Genomic DNA, 22,965 nt, shown 5'->3' on the forward strand with positions numbered 1-22,965 from the left:
GTGCCCACACAGATTGTCTGATAAATTGTTAAAGAGCAGTGCAACGCGGCTTTCGCTCACCGTTGCGAGGTGGCGTATATTACGCTTTCCTCTTTCAGAGTCAACCCTGATTTTCAGGATTTTTTCTCTTCAGCCGACCGGGTTGTCTGTGAAGTGATTCACATCCGCCGTGTCGATGGAGGCGCATTATAGGGAGTTCCCGAGCGACCGCAACAGAAAAGTTGCAAAAAAATGACTGACTGCTGTATTCCCCAGCAAAACCCCGCTTTATACCTTTTTACGCACAGACTTATCCACAATCCATTGACGATCCCGGTGTGATCCAGCGATTTGAACACTATACTAGCGGCAAATATTTCTCTCGCGGGTCAACCTCATGACGACACAACGACTTCAACGTGACTGGCGTCTCCCAACCGCCGGGCTCACCGTGCTGGCGTTACTTATGGCAGGTTTTGCACTGCATACGCACTGGAATGCTTTTATTCAGTGGTGCCTCGCCACCCAGATCACCCTGCACCGATATCTGGTGATGTATCTGCTGCAACTTAATAATCATCAGTACAGCGGTGGGCTGTGGTTGTTAACCGGTGCGTTTCTTTATGGTGTCCTCCATGCCGTTGGACCGGGACACGGCAAATTCATCGTCACCACGTATCTCACTACCAATAAAGAGAGCCAGCTCGCGGCGCGCGTCGTACCGTTTATCGGTAGCCTGATGCAGGGCGTCAGCGCGATCGTCTTTGTCTTTATCCTGGCGGTTGGATTGAACCTCGCGTCAGGAGATATCAGCACCAGCCGTTGGTACGTCGAGAAAATCAGCGCCCTACTGATTGCCGCCTTCGGTGCATTTATCATTTATCAGGCGCTCAGCAGCCTGCGTCCGCGCAAAATGGCGATTAGCGCCATCAAGCCGCTTCACCAGCATAATGAACATTGTGGCTGCGGCCATCACGGCGTAGGGGTGGATCTGGCTAAAAGCGACTGGAAAACCCGTCTGGGCGTGGTGCTGGCCATTGGCGCACGCCCGTGCAGCGGGGCAATTATGATCCTGATGTTCTCGAATGCGCTCGGCATTATTAGCTGGGGGATTGCTGCTGTGATGACAATGTCGCTGGGCACGGCGCTGTCGATTATGGGGCTGTCGCTGGCAGTACGTTACGCGCGTGAACGCACAGTCGCCTGGTTTGGTGGCGGCACGTCCCTGAACTGGGTAATGCCGATGGTCAAAATTGCCGGAGGGGTTGTTCTGATACTGTTCGCGACGGTCCTCTTCCTGACGGTGATCCCCGTCAGCGCCGGCGGCGACTACATCGCCGCAGGATGCTAATAAAAGAAAACCCGCCAGCGGCGGGTTTTTTATCACTCGTTAATTCGTGGATGCTGATCAACAAGGCGAGAACGTTTTTTCTGGAGCGCCTCAATCTCTGCGTCAATATCTTCAATCTTCTGCTCTACATTATCGTAGTGCTCACGTAGGATCTCTTTCGCTTCCTGAATATCTGACGCCGCAGGCGTTGCCCCTTTCAGCGGACGATTTGCCGTCTCCTTCATGGTAATACCGGTAATCAGGCCGATCACCGCAATGACCATCAGATAATAAGCAGGCATCATCAGGTTCTGCGTGCTCTCCACCAGTGAAGCAGCAAGCGTCGGCGTCAGGCCCGCAATCAGAACGGAGATATTAAAGGCTGCCGCCAGAGCACTGTAGCGAATATGCGTCGGGAACATTGCCGGCAGCGTAGAAGCCATCACCCCGATGAAGCAGTTGAGGATCACCGCCAGCATCAGCAGGCCGGCGAAAATCAGCCCCAGCACATTGCTGTTAATCAGAATAAAGGCCGGGATTGCCAGTGCGAACAGGGCGACGCTGCCGAGAATAATGAATGGCTTACGGCCAAAGCGGTCGCTCAGCAGACCCATAATCGGCTGCACAAACAGCATACCCACCATGATGGCGATAATAATCAGCACACCGTGGTCTTCCGAATAGTGCAGGTTATGCGACAGGTAGCTCGGCATGTAGGTCAGCAGCATGTAATAGGTGACGTTGGTGGAAATCACCAGACCAATACAGGTCAGCAGGCTGCGCCAGTGTTTAGTCGCAATCTCCTTGAACGACACTTTCGGGCCATCCTGTAACCCTTCACGGTCACCCTGCTCCAGCTTTTCAACGTGCTGCTGGAACGCAGGCGTCTCTTCCAGGGCATGACGCAGGTAAAGCCCAATGATGCCCAGCGGCAGCGCCAGGAAGAACGGAATACGCCAGCCCCAGTCAAGGAAGTTCTCTTCACCCACTACGGTTGAGATCAGAACCACAACCCCCGCGCCCATGACGAATCCGGCAATCGAACCAAAGTCCAGCCAACTGCCCATAAAGCCGCGTTTACGGTCCGGAGAATATTCGGCGACAAAAATCGATGCGCCGGTATATTCGCCGCCAACGGAGAAGCCCTGCGCCATCTTACAGATCAACAACAGAATCGGCGCCCATATACCAATAGTCGCATACGACGGAATAAGGCCGATACAGAATGTACTTATCGACATGATGACAATGGTAATCGCCAGGATCTTCTGGCGACCATATTTATCACCCAGCATGCCGAAGAAAAGACCACCGAGAGGGCGAATCAGGAAGGGAACGGAGAACGTACCCAGCGCGGCAATCATCTGCAAGCTGGGATCGGCACCGGGGAAGAACACTTTACCAAGTGCATAGGCCACAAAGCCGTAAACACCAAAATCGAACCACTCCATCGCATTACCGAGCGAGGCCGCTGTAATCGCTTTGCGCAGTTTCGCGTCATCAATAATGGTGACATCGCGCAGCGTGATGGGTTTTACCTTTTTCCTTCTAAGCATAGCTTTCCTCTTAGACTCAGCCCCGTCCGTTTCACAGCGCATTTTGCAAGCTGTGAACCAGAGATCCGCTCCATGCGAATCTCCTTATTCAAGCGTAGCAGGTTTACTTACATTGACGTTTTACCTCAATACAACCGAACCTGTGACGCCTGTCTGGGCAGTTAAAGACCTTTTTACCCTACCAGCGTTTATATATGTGATCAACTTCACATATATTTTTCCTGTTCGTAAGTTGCCTTCAGCTTTTGTCAATTCACGATAAATAAGGTCATTCTCAACCCCCTTATCAAACAGATCTTAACGCCCGTTATTATACCTGCCCAAACAAAATGTAATCACATTTCTTCACAGCGAATTTACACAAAATTTAATTATTAACCGTGGGCAAACCTGTTTCCATTCAATATGTGACGAAGATAACTAAAACAGTGTTTTATTTTCATTGAATCACAATTCCAAAGATCGCATGATAAATCCGAACACGATATCTCAGCGGCTTTCAAATGAAGGAATACTGAACGCCTGAATTTCGCTTTACAGCATAAGTAACGAATCGATTGGCCCCAGAAAAGGCAATCATTTGAATTTGTTGATCTATTTTTTGAGATTTCCGCCAGCCACGCGGGCGAGATGTGAGGGTTAATGATGAAGATTAAAGCAACTATAGAACGCATCCCGGGCGGGATGATGCTGGTCCCGCTGGTACTTGGCGCGATATTAAATACGCTGGCCCCGAATACCGGTGCTTATTTTGGCGGTTTTACAAAAGGTATGATCACCGGAACGGTACCGATTCTGGCAGTCTGGTTCTTTTGCATCGGCGCATCTATTAACTTGCGTGCAACAGGTACGGTATTACGTAAATCAGGGACGCTGGTCATTACTAAAATTGCGGTCGCCTGGGTTGTTGCGATGATCTGTGCGATGTTCATTCCGGAGAATGGAATTCAGACTGGCTTCTTCGCCGGATTATCCGTTCTGGCTATTGTCTCAGCAATGGATATGACCAACGGCGGTCTCTACGCCAGCCTGATGAATCAATATGGCACCAAAGAAGAATCGGGCGCGTTCGTGCTGATGTCCCTGGAGTCGGGCCCGCTGATGACCATGTTGATTCTGGGTTCTGCTGGCCTTGCCTCCTTTGAACTACACCATTTTGTCGGGGCGATCCTGCCGTTCCTGATTGGTTTTGCGCTGGGTAACCTCGATCACGATCTGCGCGATTTCTTCAGCAAAGCCACCCCGGTACTGATCCCATTCTTCGGCTTCGCGCTGGGCAATACCATCAATCTGAATGTGATTCTGGAAACCGGCCTGCTGGGTATTGTGCTGGGTGTTGCCGTCATCGTCATTACGGGTATTCCGCTGATTATTGCTGACCGCGTCATCGGGGGCGGCAATGGAACCGCGGGTGTGGCCGCCTCTTCGGCCGCAGGCGCTGCGGTAGCCAACCCGGTGATTATCGCCCAGATTAACCCGGCCTTTGAACCCGTGGCCGCTTCCGCCACGGCTCTGGTTGCCGCCAGCGTGATTGTGACGGCAATTCTGGTCCCTGTCATCACGGCACTGTACGCCAGACGCTTTGGGCATGTGCCTGAGTCCCGGACAGAACCTGAAGCGGTAGAAATGCATCACTAACCCTTTCGCCCCCTCCTTACAAAGAGGGGGCAATCACGTACCAAATATCTCTTCCACCATGCCATCCACCAGCCGTTTTGCCGAACAGAGTCTCGGCATCCCCAGCGCGACCGTTTGCCAGCTCTGCGTCACTGACCAGCTCACCGGATGTTTATCCGCCTGACACCAGTCCCCCAGCCAGCCCAGCATATCTTTATAATCAATCAGACCGGGAGAAGCGGGCGTCGTCAGCCACTGATGGTAAAAATGTCGGGTGGTGGGAGAAGCATTAATTCCCTGTGCCAGATAGTTTGCAGCCATGCTGCGCAGATTATCTTTCAGCATGGCCGCCACATCGCTATTCGCCAGACGACAGGCATCGCCAAACGCCCCCCAGCGCAACTCTTCCAGCACGATAAAGCAGCGGCCAGCCAGCGACCAGCCGTCATACTGCCCGGCTCGCCAGCGGGTAAAAATTTGCTCGCTGTGCTCACCCGCCTGAACCGTAAGGCCGCGCTGCGCGAGCGCTTTCTCTTTATAGGCGGCACGCTGGTTGAAATGTGCGGAGAGCTCCTCGTACTGCTGCAACAATCCGGATGGTTGAGGGAGGCGTGGATTCACCTGCTGGCGCAGGGCTACCAGCCTGTCGGACATACGGGTCAGCGCAAGGTGTCCGGGGTCGAGCATACCGGTCAGTTTCTCCGCCAGACCCAGCCGCAGCGCTGCATTTTCGTTGAGCATTCCCGCCATTGCCCACGGTCGCAGCCGGGTCTGCGTAATGATCTCCTGCGTCAAACGCTCACGAAATTGCAGTTGCTGTGGCCCCAGGAGGGAGTGACGTGCAGCATCCGCCCCCTGGACCAAATCGACCATAAATTTTGGATGAATACACTCCAGCGTCCGCCCGGGACCGTCCAGTAGCTGTGTTGTCATGGTTGCTCTGCCGCGAATAAGGTTTGAATATCATCGCGTAACAGTCGGGTATCTTCCTGAATCCACGCCGCAGTGGTCATACTTTGCTTCAACAACTGGCTAAGCGCCCGGGTTGAATGCTCATTCTGCTGCCGCACGGCAAGGCTATCACGCAAGCTTTCCTGTAACCCGGTCAGGCACAACGAAAACTCTGCAAAGAACGTTGCCATACCTGCCGTAACAGAGACATCGACCTGCGCGGCCAAAGCTTTACGAATTTGATCGCAAAACTGATCGGTATGTTGCGTAAATTTGCCATGAAGCTGAGCGATGTCGATGACATAGCGTGTGCGCGTCACGACATACTCCTCCCAGCCCCAGCCGGGATTATTGAGCCAGCGCGAGACGGTATTACGTACGCTGCCTGCCCCTGCGGGCTGACTGGCGGGAGGGGTATCCTGCACAATGGCATCATTAAATAAGCCGCGCGTATTGAAATTAAGCTGGTTTGCCTGAAACGCCGGGAAGCTGATCCGCGCCCGAAATCCGGCATGACTGAGCTGCTCCTTGATTCGCGTCTCGATAGGGCGCATCGCCTCATTCAACGATCGGGCAAGCGTAGACTCCAGCTGATCGAAGCGTAACGCCAGCTCCCGGCCAATTCTGCTCTGCGCATTCAGCATAATCTGCTCGCATGACGATCGGATCTTGCTCAGGACAATCTGCGCCTGCCCTTCATCGTCAAGCACCAGCTGCTGGATCGCATCCGCGTCGTCTGCACGCAAACTGGATGGCTCGCGCCCTGCTAAATCAAGAATAGACGGACGGCTAAAAATGTCGCCCAGCGCCTGGTGAAGTTCACCTTTCTGGCGAAGCAGGAAAGCATCCGTTGCGTTGAGCGCCTCTTCAACTTCATGCTGGACCTCATCGCTCACCACGCTCTGCCGCTGACGCAGCATCGTCATATCCTCCTCCAGGCGCGCAATATTCAGCTCCAGCTCATCAAAAGCGACCGTCAGTCCCTGATGGCGAAAATCCAGGTATTCTCTGGCATTTTGCGCATAGTTCAGCAGCTTATGCGATGCCGACCGCAAAGCGAACAGCGAGGCGTTGGCGTAAGCCGCGTAAATCAGTTTGCGGATGGGCTGTTCGAACAGCGAATCCTCCCACAGCAGATCCGCCGCATGGCGAATATGGTCAATATCGTCCAGGTCGGCCGTTCGCCAGCGGCGGCCCAGCGCGGCCTCGGCAAAATCCTGTACCCAACGCTGATCCTGATGATCGGGAAGGCGCCCATGAACGTTCATCTCATAGCGGGCGCGGTTTGCCAGATAGGCCCACATGGAAGAGACCGGATAAATTTGCCCCGGAGAAATATTCCCTTTCATCAGCGTGCCGGAAATCATCGCCCGCACCTGCTCTTCATCGTCGCTGTTACGATCTTTCTGATCGAATTTATTGACCAGGGCATAAAGCGGCACGGATTTCCCGGCGGCCGAAATTGCCTGACGAACCTCCGCATCAGAAATGGATTTAAGCTGGGTGTAGTCCATCACCGCCAGCACGGCGGAGGCGCGCGCCAGCTGCTCACTGAGCATTTTTTGCAGGTGCGGCTGACCAGCCTCGTTCGGCCCCGGCGTGTCGAGCAGCGTCAGTTGCCCCAGGTGCGCATCCAGACCGGCGAGGTGCACAAACTCCACCTCAATCACCGGAATATGTTCAATCGCGGCATATTCAGAGAACGGAAACTCCACGCCCAGCGCCTGAGACAGCCGCACCAGATCGTTCAGGCTTTTCAGACAATGAAAGATGGGCTCCGCGCCAAGGTGATGTTTTTCAAACGCCTCACCTTTTTCTATGCGCTCCAGCAGCGTATTCATGTCCTTGTCGATTTCCAGACGCCGCGCCAGCTTGCCGCGATCTTTATCGCACAGTTTTTTCTGCAACTGGGTAATCAGGGTATCGATGGGCGAAACGTGCAAAAAATGCAGCACCGGCTCCTTCTGGCCCGGCGTATGGCGGATCAGCGTGGGAAGCGCCGTCATCGGACGATTGCGGTTCGGCAGCACCTCCGTGCCCACAATCGCATTAATGGTGGTCGATTTTCCCGCTTTCATGGTACCCACAATCGCCAGTACCATTTCGAGGCGGGTTATTTTGCGTAATTCGTTATTCAGCATCGCCTGCTGAGCGTCGACACCCCGTGCGCTAAAATGTAATGGCAAAACGTTGTTATTAACGCCGCTCATGGCAGCGGTTGTGCTATCCAGCTTTGCAATCGGCATAGATTTTAATGAATCAAGATTGTTCAGCGCGAGCTGTAACAAACGTTCAGCTTCCTGGCTTAATTCAAATATGGTCTGTGTGTGCATGATAAAAGCCTTCCCTTAACGCAAATTTATTACTTTTATTAAGCCACGATGTTTTAATTATACTTTTCAGGCTTATATGATCACGTATGGAAAACATGTTCATTTAATACAACTAACTGAAGATAATGAGAATTTAAAACCCACTCTCGTAATACGTGTAAAACATCCCCTGGCCAGAAAGCCAAAAGTGAATAGACAAAACGCATTTTCAGGAAACATCAGGATATATCATCGTTATTTACCCACCAAAGAAGAGAGGTATTCCCTGACGCCAAAAGATGTATGTCGTCAGAAGAGGATAGATAAATAACGGCTTGTTCCTTCACCTTATCCGAAATGGCACAGCGTAGCAATTTGCTGTAATAAAATATTCGATACATTTAGCATGATTACGATCACTGCCGTTCAGGGCATACGCTTCCCTTAATTCACTGACAGTTCGTGTCATCGCTTGCGCATTTATGCGCTAATTTTATAAAACAATATCACCGACAAAAGTGGGGATTTGCGTTATACTCGCTGCCTTTTTCGGCACACTGCCGTCATTTAGCTGGCGTTTTCCAGCGTGTTAACACTTTTGAGGATACCCACATGCAACTTCCACACTGCCCGAAATGCAATTCTGAATACACCTATGAAGACAATGGCATGTTCGTTTGCCCGGAATGCGCCCATGAATGGAACGACGCGGAGCCTGCACAGGACAGCGATGCGCTGATCGTGAAAGACGCAAACGGCAACCTGCTGGCAGACGGCGACAGCGTTACCGTTGTGAAAGATCTGAAGGTAAAAGGCAGCTCCTCCATGCTGAAGATCGGCACTAAAGTCAAAAATATCCGTCTGGTTGAAGGCGATCATAATATCGACTGCAAAATTGACGGCTTCGGTCCGATGAAACTGAAATCTGAGTTCGTGAAAAAGAACTGATTGTCCCGCCCGGTGACGCTTCGCTTACCGGGCGTTCGGGAACTACACTTAACGGGCTTTTCTTACGTGAGGTAAAGATTATGCCGTTAAGTCCCTACATCTCTTTCGCCGGCAACTGTGCGGAGGCGACGGCCTTCTATCAGCAGGCCGTCGGCGCAGAGCTCCTCTACAAAATCACCTTCGGCGAAATGCCCAAAGACGAAAACAGTGAAGAAGGCTGTCCGTCAGGCATGAACTTCCCGGATACCGCCATCGCCCACTCTAACGTCCGCATTGCCGGTAGCGATATCATGATGAGCGATGGTCTGCCACCCGGCAGCAGCGCGCAGTACGCCGGATTTACGCTGGTGCTCGACACGCAGGACGTGGATGAAGGCAAACGCTGGTTCGACAACCTCTCTGATGGCGGCAATGTCGAAATGGCCTGGCAGGAGACTTTCTGGGCGCACGGATTCGGGAAAGTCACCGACAAATACGGCGTGCCGTGGATGATTAACGTCGTTAAGCAGCAGCACTAATTTTCGGGCGGTGGGCAGTCTGCCTCCGCCTGTCATCAAACTCCCCTCAACTCTTCAAATTCCCGCAACCGAGACTTAACCCAAATGTCATATTGATGCGCCAGCATGAGGCCACATTTATCGTGAGGCCCGGCACATGCAAACTGTCATTCGCGTCGAGAAACTGAGCAAAACCTTCCATCACAACAAGGCGCTGCATGCCGTTGATCTGACCGTCCAGCAGGGCGAAATGGTGGCGCTGTTGGGACCGTCTGGTTCAGGTAAATCCACCCTTCTTCGTCACTTGAGCGGCCTGATTACCTGTGACAAAACGCCGGAAAGCCGCGTCGAACTGCTGGGTAACACCGTGCAACATGCGGGGCGTCTGGCGAGCGATATTCGCAAAAGCCGCGCCCAGACGGGCTATATCTTTCAGCAGTTCAACCTGGTGAACCGCCTGACCGTGCTCGAGAACGTGCTGATTGGCGCGCTCAGCAGCACCCCGTTCTGGCGCACCTGCCTGCGCTGGTTCTCCCCATCCCAGAAGCAAGAAGCCCTACAGGCGCTGACCCGCGTCGGCATGGCGCATTTCGCCCACCAGCGCGTCTCCACGCTCTCCGGCGGACAGCAGCAGCGCGTCGCCATCGCCCGCGCCCTGATGCAGAAAGCCAAAATCATTCTGGCCGATGAACCTATCGCCTCGCTGGACCCGGAATCGGCCCGCATCGTGATGGAAACCCTGCGCGACATCAATCAGAACGACGGCATCACTGTGGTGGTGACGCTGCATCAGGTGGATTACGCCCTGCGCTACTGCGAACGCATCGTCGCCCTGCGTCAGGGCCATGTGTTCTTCGATGGCGCAAGCCACCAGTTTGATAACGAACGTTTCGATCATCTCTACCGCAGCGTAAACCGCGTCGAAGAGCGCGCGCAGGCTGCTTAACGTCCCCATAACGAGGAATGGACATGAACTACAAAGCCGTTGCCGCGCTGGCCTTCACCAGCATGTTCAGCATCAGCACCCTGCTAAGCCCTGCTTACGCAGAGGAACAGGAAAAAGCGCTGAACTTTGGCATCATTTCAACGGAATCACAGCAAAACCTGAAGCCGCAGTGGGAACCGTTCCTGAAAGATATGGAAACCAAACTGGGGATCAAAGTGAACGCCTTCTTCGCCCCGGACTACGCGGGCATCATTCAGGGAATGCGCTTTAACAAAGTCGACATCGCCTGGTATGGCAACCTCTCTGCTATGGAAGCGGTAGATCGCGCGAACGGCCAGGTGTTCGCCCAGACCGTTGCGGCAGACGGTTCTCCAGGATACTGGAGCGTGCTGATCGTTAACAAAGACAGCCCGATCAACAACCTCAACGACATGCTCGCCAAACGCAAAGAGCTGACCTTTGGTAACGGCGACCCGAACTCCACTTCCGGCTTCCTCGTCCCTGGCTACTACGTCTTCGCGAAAAACAACGTCTCCGCCAGCGACTTTAAGCGCACGGTCAACGCCAGCCACGAAACCAACGCCCTGGCCGTGGCGAATAAGCAGGTTGACGTTGCCACCAACAACACTGAAAACCTCGACAAGCTGAAGACCTCCGCGCCGGACAAGCTGAAGGAAATCAAGGTTATCTGGAAATCACCGCTGATCCCGGGCGACCCGATCGTGTGGCGCAAAAACCTCTCTGAGAATACCAAGGACAAGGTCTACGACTTCTTTATGAACTACGGCAAAACGCCGGAAGAGAAAGCGGTTCTGGCGCGTCTGGGCTGGGCGCCGTTCCGCGCGTCCAGCGATTTGCAGCTGGTGCCGATTCGCCAGCTGGCGCTGTTCAAGCAGATGCAGGGCGTGAAGGACAACAAAGGTCTGAAGGAAGAAGAGAAGACCAGCAAAGTGTCGGAAATTCAGGCGCAGCTGGACGATCTCGACCGCCTGACCGCCGCGCTCGGTGCCATGACCAGCGTGAATAAAGCGGTGCAGTAACGCCTTTCTCCCTCTCCCTGTGGGAGAGGGCCGGGGTGAGGGCATCAGCACGCACATTTCCCCCTCACCCTAACCCTCTCCCTCAAGGGAGAGGGGACTAAACCCAAAGGAGCCAACATGCAAACCATCACCCTCCCGCCGCCAAAGCGCAGCTGGTTCTCGCTCATAAGCTGGGCCGTTCTGCTGGCGGTGCTCGTTATCTCCTGGAAGGGCGCGGAGATGGATCCGCTGCTGCTCTTCAAAGATTCCGGCAACATGGCGACCTTCGCCGCCGACTTCTTCCCGCCGGACTTCAGCCAGTGGCAGGACTACCTCAGTGAAATGGCGATCACCCTGCAAATTGCCGTCTGGGGCACCGCCCTCGCCGTGATCCTCTCCATTCCGTTTGGCCTGATGAGCGCCGAAAACATCGTGCCGTGGTGGATCTACCAGCCGATGCGTCGCCTGATGGACGCCTGTCGCGCCATCAACGAAATGGTCTTTGCGATGCTGTTCGTGGTCGCCGTCGGCCTGGGTCCGTTCGCGGGCGTGATGGCGCTGTTCATCCACACCACCGGCGTGCTCTCCAAGCTGCTCTCGGAAGCGGTTGAAGCCATCGAGCCCGGCCCGGTGGAAGGCATCCGCGCAACCGGAGCGAACAAAATCGAAGAGATCCTGTACGGCGTCCTGCCGCAGGTGATGCCGCTGCTCATCTCCTACTCCCTCTACCGCTTCGAGTCCAACGTTCGCTCCGCCACCGTGGTCGGCATGGTGGGCGCAGGCGGCATTGGCGTCACCCTGTGGGAAGCGATTCGTGGTTTCCAGTTCCAGCAAACCTGCGCCCTGATGGTGCTCATCATCGTCACCGTCAGCCTGCTGGATTTCCTCTCTCAACGTTTGCGTAAGCACTTCATCTGAGAAGCGAGGCTTTGATTTGTATGCACTCATCCAGACATCCGACCAGTTACCCCACCCGCTGGCAAGAGATTGCGGCCAAGCTCGAAGTGGAGCTGCGCACGCATTACCGCTGCGGTGACTACCTGCCCGCCGAACAGCAGCTTGCCGACCGCTACGAAGTGAATCGCCACACCCTGCGTCGCGCCATCGATCAGCTGGTGGAGCGCGGCTGGGTCCAGCGCCGTCAGGGCGTCGGCGTGCTGGTGCTGATGCGTCCGTTCGACTACCCGCTCAATGCCCAGGCGCGTTTTAGCCAGAACCTGCTCGATCAGGGCAGCCACCCCACCAGCGAAAAGCTGCTGTCTGTCCTGCGCCCGGCCTCCCGCCACGTGGCGGACGCGCTGGGGATTCAGGAGGGCGACAACGTCGTTCACCTGCGCACGTTGCGCCGGGTAAACGGCGTGGCGGTCTGTCAGATCGACCACTACTTCGCGGACCTCACCCTCTGGCCCGTGCTGCAACATTTCGCCAGCGGTTCGCTGCATGATTTTCTTCAGGACGCGACGGGTATCGCGCTCAAACGCACCCAGACGCGCATCAGCGCCCGCCGCGCGCAGGCGAAAGAGAGCAAGGTGCTGGAGATCCCCAACATGGCCCCGCTGCTCTGCGTGCGCACCCTCAACCACCGTGACGGCGACGTCAACGCAACGGAATACTCCGTCAGCCTGACCCGCGCCGACATGATTGAATTTACCATGGAGCACTGAATGCACTTCGACACCTCCACTCGTCAGCGCTGGATGCGCGTGCTGGCCCACAGCCAGCCTGATGCGCTGGCTGCCCGCATGAGCGCGCTCGGCCTGACGCCGGACTACGACACGATCCGCGCGCCGGAGATCGGCCTGGTGCAGATCCAGGCACGCATGGGCGGCACCGGCGAGCGCTTCTTCGCCGGCGATGCCACCCTCACCCGCGCGGTGATCCGCCTGAAAAGCGGCACGCTGGGCTACGGCTACGTACTTGGGCGCGACAAAACGCACGCCGAGCACTGCGCAGCAATCGACGCGCTTTTACAGGAACAGCCGCATTTTCAGACGTTAATGGAAACCCTGATTGCCCCGCTGGAAGCTGACCGCGCCGCACGCCTTGCCGCGCGTCAGGCCGAAGTAAATACCAGCCGGGTCGACTTCTTTACGCTCGTTCGCGGAGACAACGCATGACGCTTCAACCTGCTTTTACCCTCGCCGTCCAGGATGCCCAACAGAGTTTCCGTCGCCTGCTGAAAGCCATGAGCGAACCGGGCGTCATTGTCTCGCTGCACCAGCTCTCCCAGGGCTGGCTGCCGCTGAACCTCGCCTCGACCAGCGTGCTGCTGACCCTGGCGGACAACGACACCCCGGTATGGCTGTCAGGCGCATTGCTGAACGATATCGCCAGCCAGAACCTGCGCTTTCACACCAATGCGCCGCTGGTCGAGCAGCCCCAGCAGGCGGTCTTCGCCGTGGCCGACGAGCAAATCAGCCACGAACAACTTAACGCCCTGAGCGAAGGCAGCGCCGTCGCACCGGAAACCAGCGCTACGCTGATTTTGCAGGTCTCCAGCCTGAGCGGTGGCCGCATGCTGCGCCTGACGGGTGCAGGGATCGCCGACGAGCGGATGGTCGCCCCCCAGTTGCCGGAGTGCATCATTCATGAGCTGACCGAGCGCCCGCATCCGTTCCCGCTCGGTATCGACCTGATCCTGACCTGCGGCGAGCGCCTGCTGGCGATCCCGCGAACCACTCACGTGGAGGTGTGCTGATGTACGTTGCCGTCAAAGGGGGCGAGAAGGCGATCGCCGCCGCCCATGCCTTGCAGGCGCACAGACGCCGGGGAGATGACGCCCTTCCCGAGCTGAGCGTCGCCCAGATTGAACAGCAGTTAAACCTGGCCGTCGACCGCGTGATGACCGAAGGCGGCATCGCGGACCGCGAACTGGCGGCGCTGGCGCTGAAACAGGCCAGCGGCGATAACGTGGAAGCCATCTTCCTGCTGCGCGCTTACCGCACTACGCTTGCGAAGCTGGCGGTTAGCGAGCCGGTGAATACGGCGGAAATGCGATTAGAGCGCCGTATTTCTGCGGTGTACAAAGATATTCCTGGCGGCCAGCTGCTTGGTCCGACCTACGACTACACCCATCGCCTGCTGGACTTCACTCTGCTGGCGAACGGTGAAACACCGCAGCTCAGCGTCTCTGACGCTGAACAAGACGCCTCCCCGCACGTCTTTAGCCTGCTGGCAAACCAGGGGCTGGCGAAGGCGGAAGAGGACACCGGCAGCACACCGGATGACATCACCCGCACGCCGCCGGTCTATCCCTGTTCGCGCTCGTCCCGCCTGCAACAGCTGATGCGCGGCGATGAAGGGTATCTGCTGGCGCTGGCCTACTCCACGCAGCGCGGCTATGGGCGCAACCACCCCTTCGCGGCAGAGATCCGCAGCGGTTATATCGACATTGAAATCGTGCCGGAAGAGCTGGGTTTTGCGGTGAACATCGGCGAAATGCTGATGACCGAGTGCGAAATGGTGAACGGTTTTGTCGCGCCAGAAAATGAAGACCCGCACTTTACCCGCGGCTACGGGCTGGTGTATGGCCTGAGCGAGCGCAAGGCGATGGCGATGGCGCTGGTTGACCGTGCGCTCCAGGCCCCGGACTACGGCGAGCATATTGCAGGCCCGGCACAGGACGAAGAGTTCGTGCTGGCCCACGCGGATAACGTTGAGGCCGCCGGCTTTGTCTCGCACCTCAAGCTGCCGCACTACGTCGATTTCCAGGCCGAACTGGAACTGCTGAAACGCCTGCAACGGGAGCGCGCCAATGGCTAACTTAAGCGGCTACAACTTTGCCTATCTGGACGAACAAACTAAACGCATGATCCGCCGCGCCATCCTGAAGGCAGTGGCGATCCCCGGCTACCAGGTGCCATTCGGCGGCCGCGAAATGCCAATGCCCTACGGCTGGGGCACCGGCGGTATTCAGATCACCGCCAGCGTGATCGGCGAAGCGGACGTGCTGAAGGTCATTGACCAGGGGGCAGACGACACCACCAACGCCGTGTCGATCCGCAACTTCTTTAAGCGCGTAACGGGCGTCAACACCACCGAAAAAACCGAAGACGCGACGCTGATCCAGACCCGTCACCGCATTCCGGAGACCCCGCTGACTGAAGATCAGATTTTGATTTTCCAGGTGCCGATCCCGGAGCCGCTGCGCTTTATCGAGCCGCGGGAAACCGAAACCCGCACCATGCACGCCCTGGAAGAGTACGGGATCATGCAGGTCAAACTGTATGAGGACATCGCCCGCTTCGGCCATATCGCCACCACCTACGCCTACCCGGTGAAGGTGAACGGCCGCTACGTGATGGACCCGTCGCCGATCCCGAAATTCGATAACCCGAAGATGGACATGATGCCCGCCCTGCAACTTTTTGGCGCCGGACGGGAAAAACGCATCTACGCCGTACCGCCGTACACCCGTGTGGAGAGCCTGGATTTTGACGATCACCCGTTTACGGTGCAGGTGTGGGACGAGCCGTGCGCCATCTGCGGTTCGAAGCATAGCTATCTGGATGAAGTGGTGCTGGACGACACGGGCAAACGGATGTTTGTCTGCTCCGACACCGATTACTGCCGCCAACAGAGCGAGGCGAACAGCCAATGAAACCGCTGCTTTCGGTTAATAACCTGACTCACCTTTATGCGCCGGGCAAAGGCTTTCACGACGTGTCGTTTGAGCTGTGGCCGGGCGAAGTGCTGGGCATTGTCGGCGAGTCCGGCTCCGGTAAAACCACCCTGCTGAAGTCCATCTCCGCGCGCCTGATGCCGCAGAAGGGCGACATTTTGTATGAAGGCGTGTCGCTGTATGGCATGAGCGAAGCCGATCGCCGCCGCCTGCTGCGCACCGAGTGGGGCGTGGTGCATCAACACCCTATGGATGGCCTGCGCCGCCAGGTGTCGGCGGGGGGCAACATCGGCGAACGGCTGATGGCCACCGGCGCGCGCCACTACGGCAATATCCGCGCCACGGCGCAGCACTGGCTGGAAGAGGTTGAAATCCCCGCCTCGCGCATCGACGACCTGCCGACCACTTTCTCCGGCGGCATGCAGCAGCGTTTACAGATTGCCCGCAATCTCGTCACCCATCCGAAGCTGGTGTTTATGGATGAACCGACCGGCGGGCTGGACGTCTCCGTGCAGGCGCGCCTGCTGGACCTGCTGCGCGGCCTGGTGGTGGAGCTGAACCTGGCGGTGGTGATTGTCACCCATGATTTAGGCGTTGCGCGCCTGCTGGCGGACCGTTTGCTGGTGATGAAGCAGGGTCAGGTGGTGGAAAGTGGGCTAACCGACCGGGTGCTCGACGATCCGCATCATCCGTACACCCAGCTGCTGGTGTCGTCCGTATTGCAGAACTGAGGGCGCGGTTGCCGGGTAAGGCGAAGCCACCACCCGGCAAAACGAACACCGCACCCGTAGGCCGGGTAAGGCGAAGCCGCCACCCGGCAAAACGAATCGCGAGGCCAACATGATCCACGTACAAAACGTAAGTAAAACCTTCGTGCTCCACCAGCAAAACGGCGTCCGCCTGCCGGTACTGCAAAATGCCTCGTTAGAGGTCAGCAATGGCGAATGCGTGGTGCTGCATGGCCATTCCGGCAGCGGAAAATCCACCCTGCTGCGCTCCCTGTATGCCAACTACCTGCCGGACGAAGGCCATATCCATATTCGCCATAACAATGAATGGGTCGATCTGGTTCAGGCCCCGGCGCGCAAGGTGCTGGAAGTGCGCCGCTCGACGATCGGCTGGGTCAGCCAGTTCCTGCGTGTGATCCCGCGGATCTCCGCCCTGGACGTGGTCATGCAACCCCTGCTGGATCTCGGCGTGCCGCGCGAAACCTGCGCCGCTAAAGCCGCCAGCCTGCTGACGCGCCTCAACGTACCGGAGCGTCTGTGGCACCTCGCCCCGTCGACCTTTTCCGGCGGCGAGCAGCAGCGCGTCAACATCGCTCGCGGCTTTATCGTCGATTACCCGATTTTACTCCTGGATGAACCCACCGCCTCGCTCGACAGTAAGAACAGCGCAGCGGTGATGGAACTGATCGAACAGGCCAAAGCGCGCGGCGCGGCGATCGTCGGGATCTTCCACGACGACGCCGTACGCCAACGCGTGGCGGACAGACTGCACCCGATGGGGACAAACGTATGATTATCAATAATGTCAGGCTGGTGCTGGAAAATGAGGTCGTGAACGGCTCGGTTGAGGTGCGGGACGGTGTCATCCGCGCGTTTGCCGAAACCCGGAGCCGCTCACCGGACGCGATGGACGGCGAAGGCGGCTGGCTGCTACCGGGGCTGATTGAGCTGCATACCGATAATCTGGATAAATTCTTCACCCCGCGCCCGAAGGTGGACTGGCCTGCGCATTCAGCGATGAGCAGCCACGACGCGCTGATGGTCGCCAGCGGCATCACCACCGTGCTGGACGCGGTGGCGATCGGCGACGTGCGCGACGGCGGCGATCGGCTGGAGAACCTGGAGAAGATGATCAACGCCGTGGAGGAGACGCAAAAGCGCGGCCTCAACCGCGCCGAGCACCGCCTGCACCTGCGCTGCGAGCTGCCGCACCACACCACCCTGCCGCTGTTTGAGAAGCTGGTGGGCCGCGAGCCGGTCTCGCTGGTTTCCCTGATGGATCACTCGCCGGGACAGCGCCAGTTCGCCAACATTGAAAAGTATCGCGAATACTATCAGGGCAAATACGCGCTCAACGACGCGGAGATGGCGCGCTACGAAGAAGAGCAGCTCCAGCTTGCGGCCCAGTGGTCGCAGCCGAATCGCCTCTCCATTGCCGCGATGTGCCGGGACCGTAATATTGCCCTGGCCAGCCATGACGACGCCACGCACGATCACGTGCGCGAATCCCACCAGCTTGGCAGCGTGATAGCTGAATTTCCCACCACGTTTGAAGCGGCAGAGGCGTCGCGCCAGCACGGCATGAACGTCCTGATGGGCGCGCCGAACATCGTGCGCGGCGGGTCGCATTCCGGCAACGTGGCGGCAAGCAAGCTCGCCTCCCTCGGCCTGCTGGATATCCTCTCCTCTGACTATTACCCCGCCAGCCTGCTGGACGCGGCCTTCCGCGTCGCGGACGACGAGAGCAACAGCTTCACGCTGCCGCAGGCGATTCGCCTGGTGACGAAAAACCCGGCCAGCGCGCTTAATCTTCACGATCGCGGTGAAATTGCCGAGGGGAAACGGGCCGATCTGGTGCTAGCCCACCGTAAGGGTGAGCACGTGCATATCGACCACGTCTGGCGTCAGGGAAAGAGGGTGTTCTGATGGGAAGACTCATCTGGTTAATGGGCCCGTCCGGCTCCGGGAAGGACAGCCTGCTGTCGGCGTTACGGCAGCGGGAACACTCACAGCTGCTGGTGGCGCACCGCTATATCACGCGCGATGCCAACGCCGGAAGCGAGAACCATATCGCCCTGAGCGAGCAGGAGTTTTTTACCCGCGCCGGACAAAACCTGCTGGCGCTGAGCTGGCATGCCAACGGTTACTACTATGGCGTCGGCATTGAGATTGACCTCTGGCTGCACGCGGGGTTCGATGTGCTGGTTAACGGCTCGCGGGCGCATCTCCCGCAGGCTCGCGCCCGGTACGAAGCGGCGCTGCTCCCGGTCTGTTTGCAGGTTTCCCCGGACGTTCTGCGTAGCCGGCTGCAAAAGCGGGGGCGCGAAAACGCGCGCGAGATCGACCAGCGGCTGGAACGGGCGGCGCGCTATACCCCGTCGGGTTGCCATCTCCTCAATAACGACGGAAGTTTGCTACAGTCAGTCGAGACCTTTCTATCGCTTATTCGCCAGAAGGAGAAACAGCATGCCTGACTGCAAGCTTCGCCCCGCCACCGCCGACGATGCGCCGATCGTTTACGCGCTGATCAGCGAACTTAAGCAGGCCGAGTTCGATCATCAGGCGTTTCACGCCGGGTATCTGGCCAACTTGCAGGATCACAATATGCGCTACCAGCTGGCCGAGCTGGACGGGCAGATCATCGGTATGATCGGCCTGCATATGCAGTTTCACCTGCATCACGCCCGCTGGATCGGCGAGATCCAGGAGCTGGTGGTGATGCCACAGGCGCGCGGATTAAAAGTGGGCAGCCAGCTGCTGGCCTGGGCAGAGGACGTCGCGCGACAGGCAGGCGCCGAGCTGACCGAACTTTCCACCAGCGTGAAGCGCGTGGACGCGCACCGTTTTTATGTTCGTGAAGGATATACGCAAAGCCATTTCCGCTTCACCAAACCGCTGTAGAGGTGCGTTATGAGTCTGACGATCACGCTGACAGGAACCGGAGGGGCGCAGCTGGTGCCGGTGTTTGGCTGCGACTGCGCGGCGTGCCGACGGGCGCGTTTACAGGAAAATTATCGCCGTCGCCCCTGTAGCGCGGCGGTGAAATTCAACGATTCGGTCACCCTGCTGGACGCGGGCATTCCGCACCTGATGGACGACTGGCCGGCGGGCAGCTTTCAGCAGTTTTTGCTCACGCACTACCATATGGATCACGTTCAGGGACTGTTCCCCCTGCGCTGGGGCGTGGGAGCGACCATTCCGGTTTACGGTCCGCCGGACGACGCAGGCTGTGACGACCTGTTCAAGCATCCGGGCCTTCTCGATTTCAGCCACACGGTGGAGCCGTTTGTGACGTTTGAACTTCAGGGCTTACGGGTCACGCCGCTGCCGCTCAACCATTCAAAACTCACGTTTGGCTATCTGCTGGAGTCCGCCCACAGCCGCGTGGCGTGGCTTTCTGATACCGCCGGGCTACCGGATAAAACGGTGACGTTTCTGCTAAACAATCAGCCGCAGGCGATGATTATCGACTGTAGCCATGAACCGCGCCCGGAAACGCCGCGCAACCATTGTGATTTGAATACGGTGATTGCGCTGAACGGGGTGATTGGCTGTCCGCAGGTGATCCTGACGCATATCAGCCATCAGTTTGACGTGTGGATGATGGATAACCCGCTGCCGTCCGGCATTGAAGCGGGGTATGACGGGATGGTGCTGGTGCTGGATTAAATTTTGCCGGGTGGCGGCTGCGCCTTACCCGGCCTACGCGTTGCAATACCAGGGTTACCACCGATCGTAATCATCCTCTAACCGGCGCTCATCCTCTTCTAACCGACGCCGATCGTCATCCAGCTGCCGCTGACGCTCGTCTAAACGCTGGCGTCGCTCTTCTAACTGCCGACGACGATCGTCGTACTGGCGGCTGTCGGTTTGACGGCTGCGATCGTAACGATCGTCGTCATCATCATTACGGCTGCTGCCGGGGTTATAGGCGTCGTTGATCGCCTGCTGAATATTGCCAATAGCATCATCAATCACATCGGCATGCGCCAGTTGGCTGGTTAAAGTCAGCAGACCCAATAACAGAGCGGTAGAGTAACGTTTCATAAGGCCAGACTCGCAGGTGAACTGGCCTTAAAGTAATGACTGGCTGTTAGCGGGAGTAGCGGAGGAATCTCAAATTACCATCACCTTGCGCAGCGCCTGCGCCAGCTGTGCGCGGGTGAACGGTTTTCGCAGTAACTGAACGTCCGGCAGCTGCGGGTTATGCGCCGGGCGCAAATCCTGCCCGCTGATCAGCAGCACCGGCAACTGCGGATAGTGGCTGCGTACATGGCCGATCACCTCTGCACCGCTCAGGCCGCCCGGCAACATCAGGTCGCTGATAAACATGCCGATATCCGGCGACGCGTCCAGCATGTTCAGCGCCTGCTCGCCGTTTTCGGCTTCAAGCGTCAGGTAGCCAAGCTGGTGCAGTTGCTCGCACAGGGTCTGCCGCACGCCCGCCTCATCTTCCAGGACCAGCACAAGCAGCTCACTTTCTGCCGGGGCCGTGGTCGCCAGCGCGGCATCATCGGAGAACGCAGGCAGCGTCGAGCGCGGCAACTGGAGCCGCACGGTGGTTCCCTGCCCCGGCGCGCTTTCGATCTCAACGCGCCCCCCGGACTGACGCACAAAGCCGTACACCATCGACAGCCCTAACCCGCTGCCGCTGCCGGTCTGTTTGGTGGTGAAGAACGGTTCAAAGACCTGCGATTTCACCTCCTGCGACATCCCGCAGCCGTGGTCAATCACCTCCAGCGCGACCATATCCTGCCTGCGCCCGTCGCTGCGGGTCACACGCTGGTTCCAGGTGCGGATTTTAATCACACCGTTTTGCCCCTCCATTGCATCACGGGCGTTCATCACCAGGTTGATAATGGCGTTTTCCAGCTGGCTGACGTCAATCCATGCGGGCCAGGCGGGGGTTTGCGCTTCAATATCCAGCGTCAGCGTGGCGGGAAGCGAGTGCCGCATCAGCTCGCTCAGGTTCTCCAGCAGCGGCTTCATCTCTACCGCATGGGGTTGCAGGGATTGCTTGCGCGAGAAGGCCAGCAGACGCTGGGTGAGCATGGCCCCGCGTTCCGCGGCTTTGAGCGCACGAGTGATGCGCGGCGCGTCCGGTGACGCTGAATCGGTCAGCTCCAGACTGCCGATAATCACCGCCAGCAGGTTATTAAAATCATGCGCCAGCCCGCCCGTCAGTTGCCCGACCGCCTTCATTTTCTGGCTGTGCAGCAGCGCCTCCTCCAGCCCCTGACGTTCGATGCGGTCGACCTCCATCTGCGAGGTCTTCTCCTTCAGTAGCCGCGTGGTGTGCTCCAGCGAAGCGGTATTGCGGGCAAAAACGTTAAACGCGCGCGCCAGTTCCCCCAGCTCATCACGCCGCTGTAGCGCGGGCACCGACACATCCTGCTCGCCGTGAGCGAGGCGCGACATTGCCCTTGAGATAGCCGTCAGGTTGGAGCCCAGATTGCGGTAAATATACCAGCAGGCGCAGCCGGTGATGATCAGCGCCAGCACCGCGAAGACGCTGATAAACACGCTGATGGAGCGCAGCTCCTGGTGGCTTTGAGCGGTACGCAGCCGGGAGGCCTGCGCCACCTGTTCAACGTACTGATTGATGTCGCGGTTTAATATCGCCACCAGCGCCTTGATGTGGAACATATACCAGCTGATGGACAGATCGCTCTCCTCCAGCTGCTTTGACAGTGGCGCGAGCTTGCGCAGCTCATCATTAAAATCCGGGAGCACAAGGTTAGCCACCGGTTGCAGGGCGCTCGCGGGTAACATCGCGGTTACTGCATCCAGCTGCTGCACCGTGGCGCGCGGTGAAGGGGTATCAATGGCGGCAACGATCAGCCTGTCCATCTCTGCAAGCTGCCGGGCGTCTGGCACATTGCTCGCGTAACGGCGGTTGATATCCTGCAAATGACGCAGGTAGCTTTGGCTTTGATACAGCGCGCTGAGCAGCGCGTTACGCTCCAGATGCCGTTTTTGCCCGCGCTCCAGCATTCCCGTCACGCTCTGCTGTAACTCATTGCTCCTGCGGATAATACGCGCCACCAGCGCCGGCTCCTGCTGCGCCAGCGGCGCATCGGCAAGCTGCTCCAGCGAGTGGCGCAGCGCCATCTGCGTCTGTTTCAGCCGTTCAGCTTCGCCTTTGTACTCCAGCGCACCGACCACCTGCGACAGCCGCACCGCCGCCGTCGCCACATTCGCGGTATCACGCGCGAGGTTCATGCTGCCGGTCATGTCATCCAGCGTTTGCTGCTGCACCTGCTCCTGGATCTGACTGGCATGACGAAAGCCGAGCACCGCCACGCCGCTGACCATCAGCGTTACCGCCACCACCAGCAGGTTAAATATCAGCAGGCGACCGCGGGCGCTGGTGAAGAACGGGGGGCGTGAAGACATGGGTTTGGGCTCCTCTGCGGTTTGGTGCCCTCACCCTGGCCCTCTCCCACAGGGAGAGGGAAAAG

General features: G+C 57.8%; 23 protein-coding genes. 18 read left to right on the forward strand and 5 right to left on the reverse strand.

Going from position 1 to position 22,965, the window contains the following annotated elements; translation table 11 throughout:
* Positions 1–376 precede the first annotated feature (376 nt).
* Positions 377–1,330, forward strand: coding sequence for a nickel/cobalt transporter (locus ACOTW6_RS17140; RefSeq protein WP_047745968.1), 954 nt, complete (start codon positions 377–379; stop codon positions 1,328–1,330).
* Positions 1,331–1,362: 32 nt separating this feature from the next.
* On the opposite strand, the gene proP is transcribed toward ACOTW6_RS17140, so the two are convergent.
* Complete coding sequence (proP, locus tag ACOTW6_RS17145; protein ID WP_047052264.1) at positions 1,363–2,865, reverse strand: glycine betaine/L-proline transporter ProP; 1,503 nt, start codon at positions 2,863–2,865, stop codon at positions 1,363–1,365.
* Positions 2,866–3,510: 645 nt separating this feature from the next.
* On the opposite strand from proP, the gene kdgT reads away from it, so the two are divergent.
* Positions 3,511–4,503 carry a 2-keto-3-deoxygluconate transporter gene (kdgT, locus tag ACOTW6_RS17150; RefSeq protein ID WP_047052262.1) on the forward strand — a complete coding sequence of 331 codons (993 nt, stop codon included), beginning with the start codon at positions 3,511–3,513 and terminating at the stop codon, positions 4,501–4,503.
* 33 nt (positions 4,504–4,536) lie between these two features.
* On the opposite strand, the gene ACOTW6_RS17155 is transcribed toward kdgT, so the two are convergent.
* On the reverse strand, positions 4,537–5,415 hold the full coding sequence (locus ACOTW6_RS17155; RefSeq protein WP_062933805.1) for a diguanylate cyclase regulator RdcB family protein: 879 nt from the start codon (positions 5,413–5,415) through the stop codon (positions 4,537–4,539).
* On the reverse strand, positions 5,412–7,766 hold the full coding sequence (crfC, locus tag ACOTW6_RS17160; protein WP_062933804.1) for a clamp-binding protein CrfC: 2,355 nt from the start codon (positions 7,764–7,766) through the stop codon (positions 5,412–5,414). Before crfC ends, ACOTW6_RS17155 begins: the two co-directional genes overlap by 4 nt.
* 591 nt (positions 7,767–8,357) lie before the next feature.
* Here crfC and ACOTW6_RS17165 point away from each other — a divergent pair.
* From ACOTW6_RS17165 to phnP, 16 genes are all read left to right on the forward strand, one after another.
* On the forward strand, positions 8,358–8,693 hold the full coding sequence (locus ACOTW6_RS17165; RefSeq protein ID WP_003860206.1) for a zinc ribbon domain-containing protein YjdM: 336 nt from the start codon (positions 8,358–8,360) through the stop codon (positions 8,691–8,693).
* An 80-nt stretch (positions 8,694–8,773) separates the two neighbouring features.
* The gene (gene yjdN, locus ACOTW6_RS17170) at positions 8,774–9,211 is read left to right on the forward strand and encodes a VOC family metalloprotein YjdN (protein ID WP_032104775.1); all 438 of its coding nucleotides are present in this window, start codon (positions 8,774–8,776) and stop codon (positions 9,209–9,211) included.
* Positions 9,212–9,347: 136 nt separating this feature from the next.
* On the forward strand, positions 9,348–10,136 hold the full coding sequence (gene phnC / locus ACOTW6_RS17175; RefSeq protein ID WP_062933803.1) for a phosphonate ABC transporter ATP-binding protein: 789 nt from the start codon (positions 9,348–9,350) through the stop codon (positions 10,134–10,136).
* A gap of 23 nt (positions 10,137–10,159) precedes the next feature.
* On the forward strand, positions 10,160–11,176 hold the full coding sequence (gene phnD / locus ACOTW6_RS17180; RefSeq protein WP_032104778.1) for a phosphonate ABC transporter substrate-binding protein: 1,017 nt from the start codon (positions 10,160–10,162) through the stop codon (positions 11,174–11,176).
* Between the two features lie 117 nt (positions 11,177–11,293).
* A complete protein-coding gene (phnE, locus tag ACOTW6_RS17185; RefSeq protein ID WP_163359076.1) occupies positions 11,294–12,073 on the forward strand; it encodes a phosphonate ABC transporter, permease protein PhnE in 780 nt (259 codons plus the stop codon).
* A gap of 20 nt (positions 12,074–12,093) precedes the next feature.
* On the forward strand, positions 12,094–12,819 hold the full coding sequence (phnF, locus tag ACOTW6_RS17190) for a phosphonate metabolism transcriptional regulator PhnF (RefSeq protein ID WP_213789386.1): 726 nt from the start codon (positions 12,094–12,096) through the stop codon (positions 12,817–12,819).
* Positions 12,820–13,272, forward strand: coding sequence for a phosphonate C-P lyase system protein PhnG (gene phnG / locus ACOTW6_RS17195; RefSeq protein ID WP_062933799.1), 453 nt, complete (start codon positions 12,820–12,822; stop codon positions 13,270–13,272). It begins immediately after the preceding gene.
* A complete protein-coding gene (phnH, locus tag ACOTW6_RS17200; protein WP_003860219.1) occupies positions 13,269–13,853 on the forward strand; it encodes a phosphonate C-P lyase system protein PhnH in 585 nt (194 codons plus the stop codon). Before phnG ends, phnH begins: the two co-directional genes overlap by 4 nt.
* Complete coding sequence (locus ACOTW6_RS17205) at positions 13,853–14,917, forward strand: carbon-phosphorus lyase complex subunit PhnI (protein ID WP_032104783.1); 1,065 nt, start codon at positions 13,853–13,855, stop codon at positions 14,915–14,917. Before phnH ends, ACOTW6_RS17205 begins: the two co-directional genes overlap by 1 nt.
* Positions 14,910–15,755 carry an alpha-D-ribose 1-methylphosphonate 5-phosphate C-P-lyase PhnJ gene (phnJ, locus tag ACOTW6_RS17210; protein ID WP_213789385.1) on the forward strand — a complete coding sequence of 282 codons (846 nt, stop codon included), beginning with the start codon at positions 14,910–14,912 and terminating at the stop codon, positions 15,753–15,755. The genes ACOTW6_RS17205 and phnJ overlap by 8 nt, the downstream gene beginning before the upstream one ends.
* Positions 15,752–16,507, forward strand: coding sequence for a phosphonate C-P lyase system protein PhnK (gene phnK, locus ACOTW6_RS17215; protein ID WP_213789384.1), 756 nt, complete (start codon positions 15,752–15,754; stop codon positions 16,505–16,507). The genes phnJ and phnK overlap by 4 nt, the downstream gene beginning before the upstream one ends.
* A gap of 109 nt (positions 16,508–16,616) precedes the next feature.
* The gene (gene phnL, locus ACOTW6_RS17220; protein ID WP_017382651.1) at positions 16,617–17,297 is read left to right on the forward strand and encodes a phosphonate C-P lyase system protein PhnL; all 681 of its coding nucleotides are present in this window, start codon (positions 16,617–16,619) and stop codon (positions 17,295–17,297) included.
* Entirely contained in the window at positions 17,294–18,430 is a 1,137-nt protein-coding gene (phnM, locus tag ACOTW6_RS17225) for an alpha-D-ribose 1-methylphosphonate 5-triphosphate diphosphatase (RefSeq protein ID WP_213789383.1), read from the forward strand. Before phnL ends, phnM begins: the two co-directional genes overlap by 4 nt.
* Positions 18,427–18,978, forward strand: coding sequence for a ribose 1,5-bisphosphokinase (gene phnN / locus ACOTW6_RS17230; protein ID WP_026080559.1), 552 nt, complete (start codon positions 18,427–18,429; stop codon positions 18,976–18,978). The genes phnM and phnN overlap by 4 nt, the downstream gene beginning before the upstream one ends.
* Complete coding sequence (phnO, locus tag ACOTW6_RS17235; RefSeq protein WP_090281103.1) at positions 18,971–19,405, forward strand: aminoalkylphosphonate N-acetyltransferase; 435 nt, start codon at positions 18,971–18,973, stop codon at positions 19,403–19,405. Before phnN ends, phnO begins: the two co-directional genes overlap by 8 nt.
* Before the next feature lie 9 nt (positions 19,406–19,414).
* Positions 19,415–20,173, forward strand: coding sequence for a phosphonate metabolism protein PhnP (phnP, locus tag ACOTW6_RS17240; RefSeq protein WP_090281105.1), 759 nt, complete (start codon positions 19,415–19,417; stop codon positions 20,171–20,173).
* A gap of 54 nt (positions 20,174–20,227) precedes the next feature.
* Here the strand turns inward: phnP and yjdP are convergent, their stop codons facing one another.
* Positions 20,228–20,551 carry a DDRRRQL repeat protein YjdP gene (gene yjdP, locus ACOTW6_RS17245; RefSeq protein WP_047052238.1) on the reverse strand — a complete coding sequence of 108 codons (324 nt, stop codon included), beginning with the start codon at positions 20,549–20,551 and terminating at the stop codon, positions 20,228–20,230.
* A gap of 69 nt (positions 20,552–20,620) precedes the next feature.
* The gene (locus ACOTW6_RS17250; protein WP_063133966.1) at positions 20,621–22,900 is read right to left on the reverse strand and encodes a hybrid sensor histidine kinase/response regulator; all 2,280 of its coding nucleotides are present in this window, start codon (positions 22,898–22,900) and stop codon (positions 20,621–20,623) included.
* Between the last annotated feature and the right edge of the window lie 65 nt (positions 22,901–22,965).

The organism is Enterobacter cloacae complex sp. IR5403 (genome assembly GCF_049238705.1).
GTDB classification, from domain to species: Bacteria; Pseudomonadota; Gammaproteobacteria; order Enterobacterales; family Enterobacteriaceae; genus Enterobacter; species Enterobacter hormaechei_C.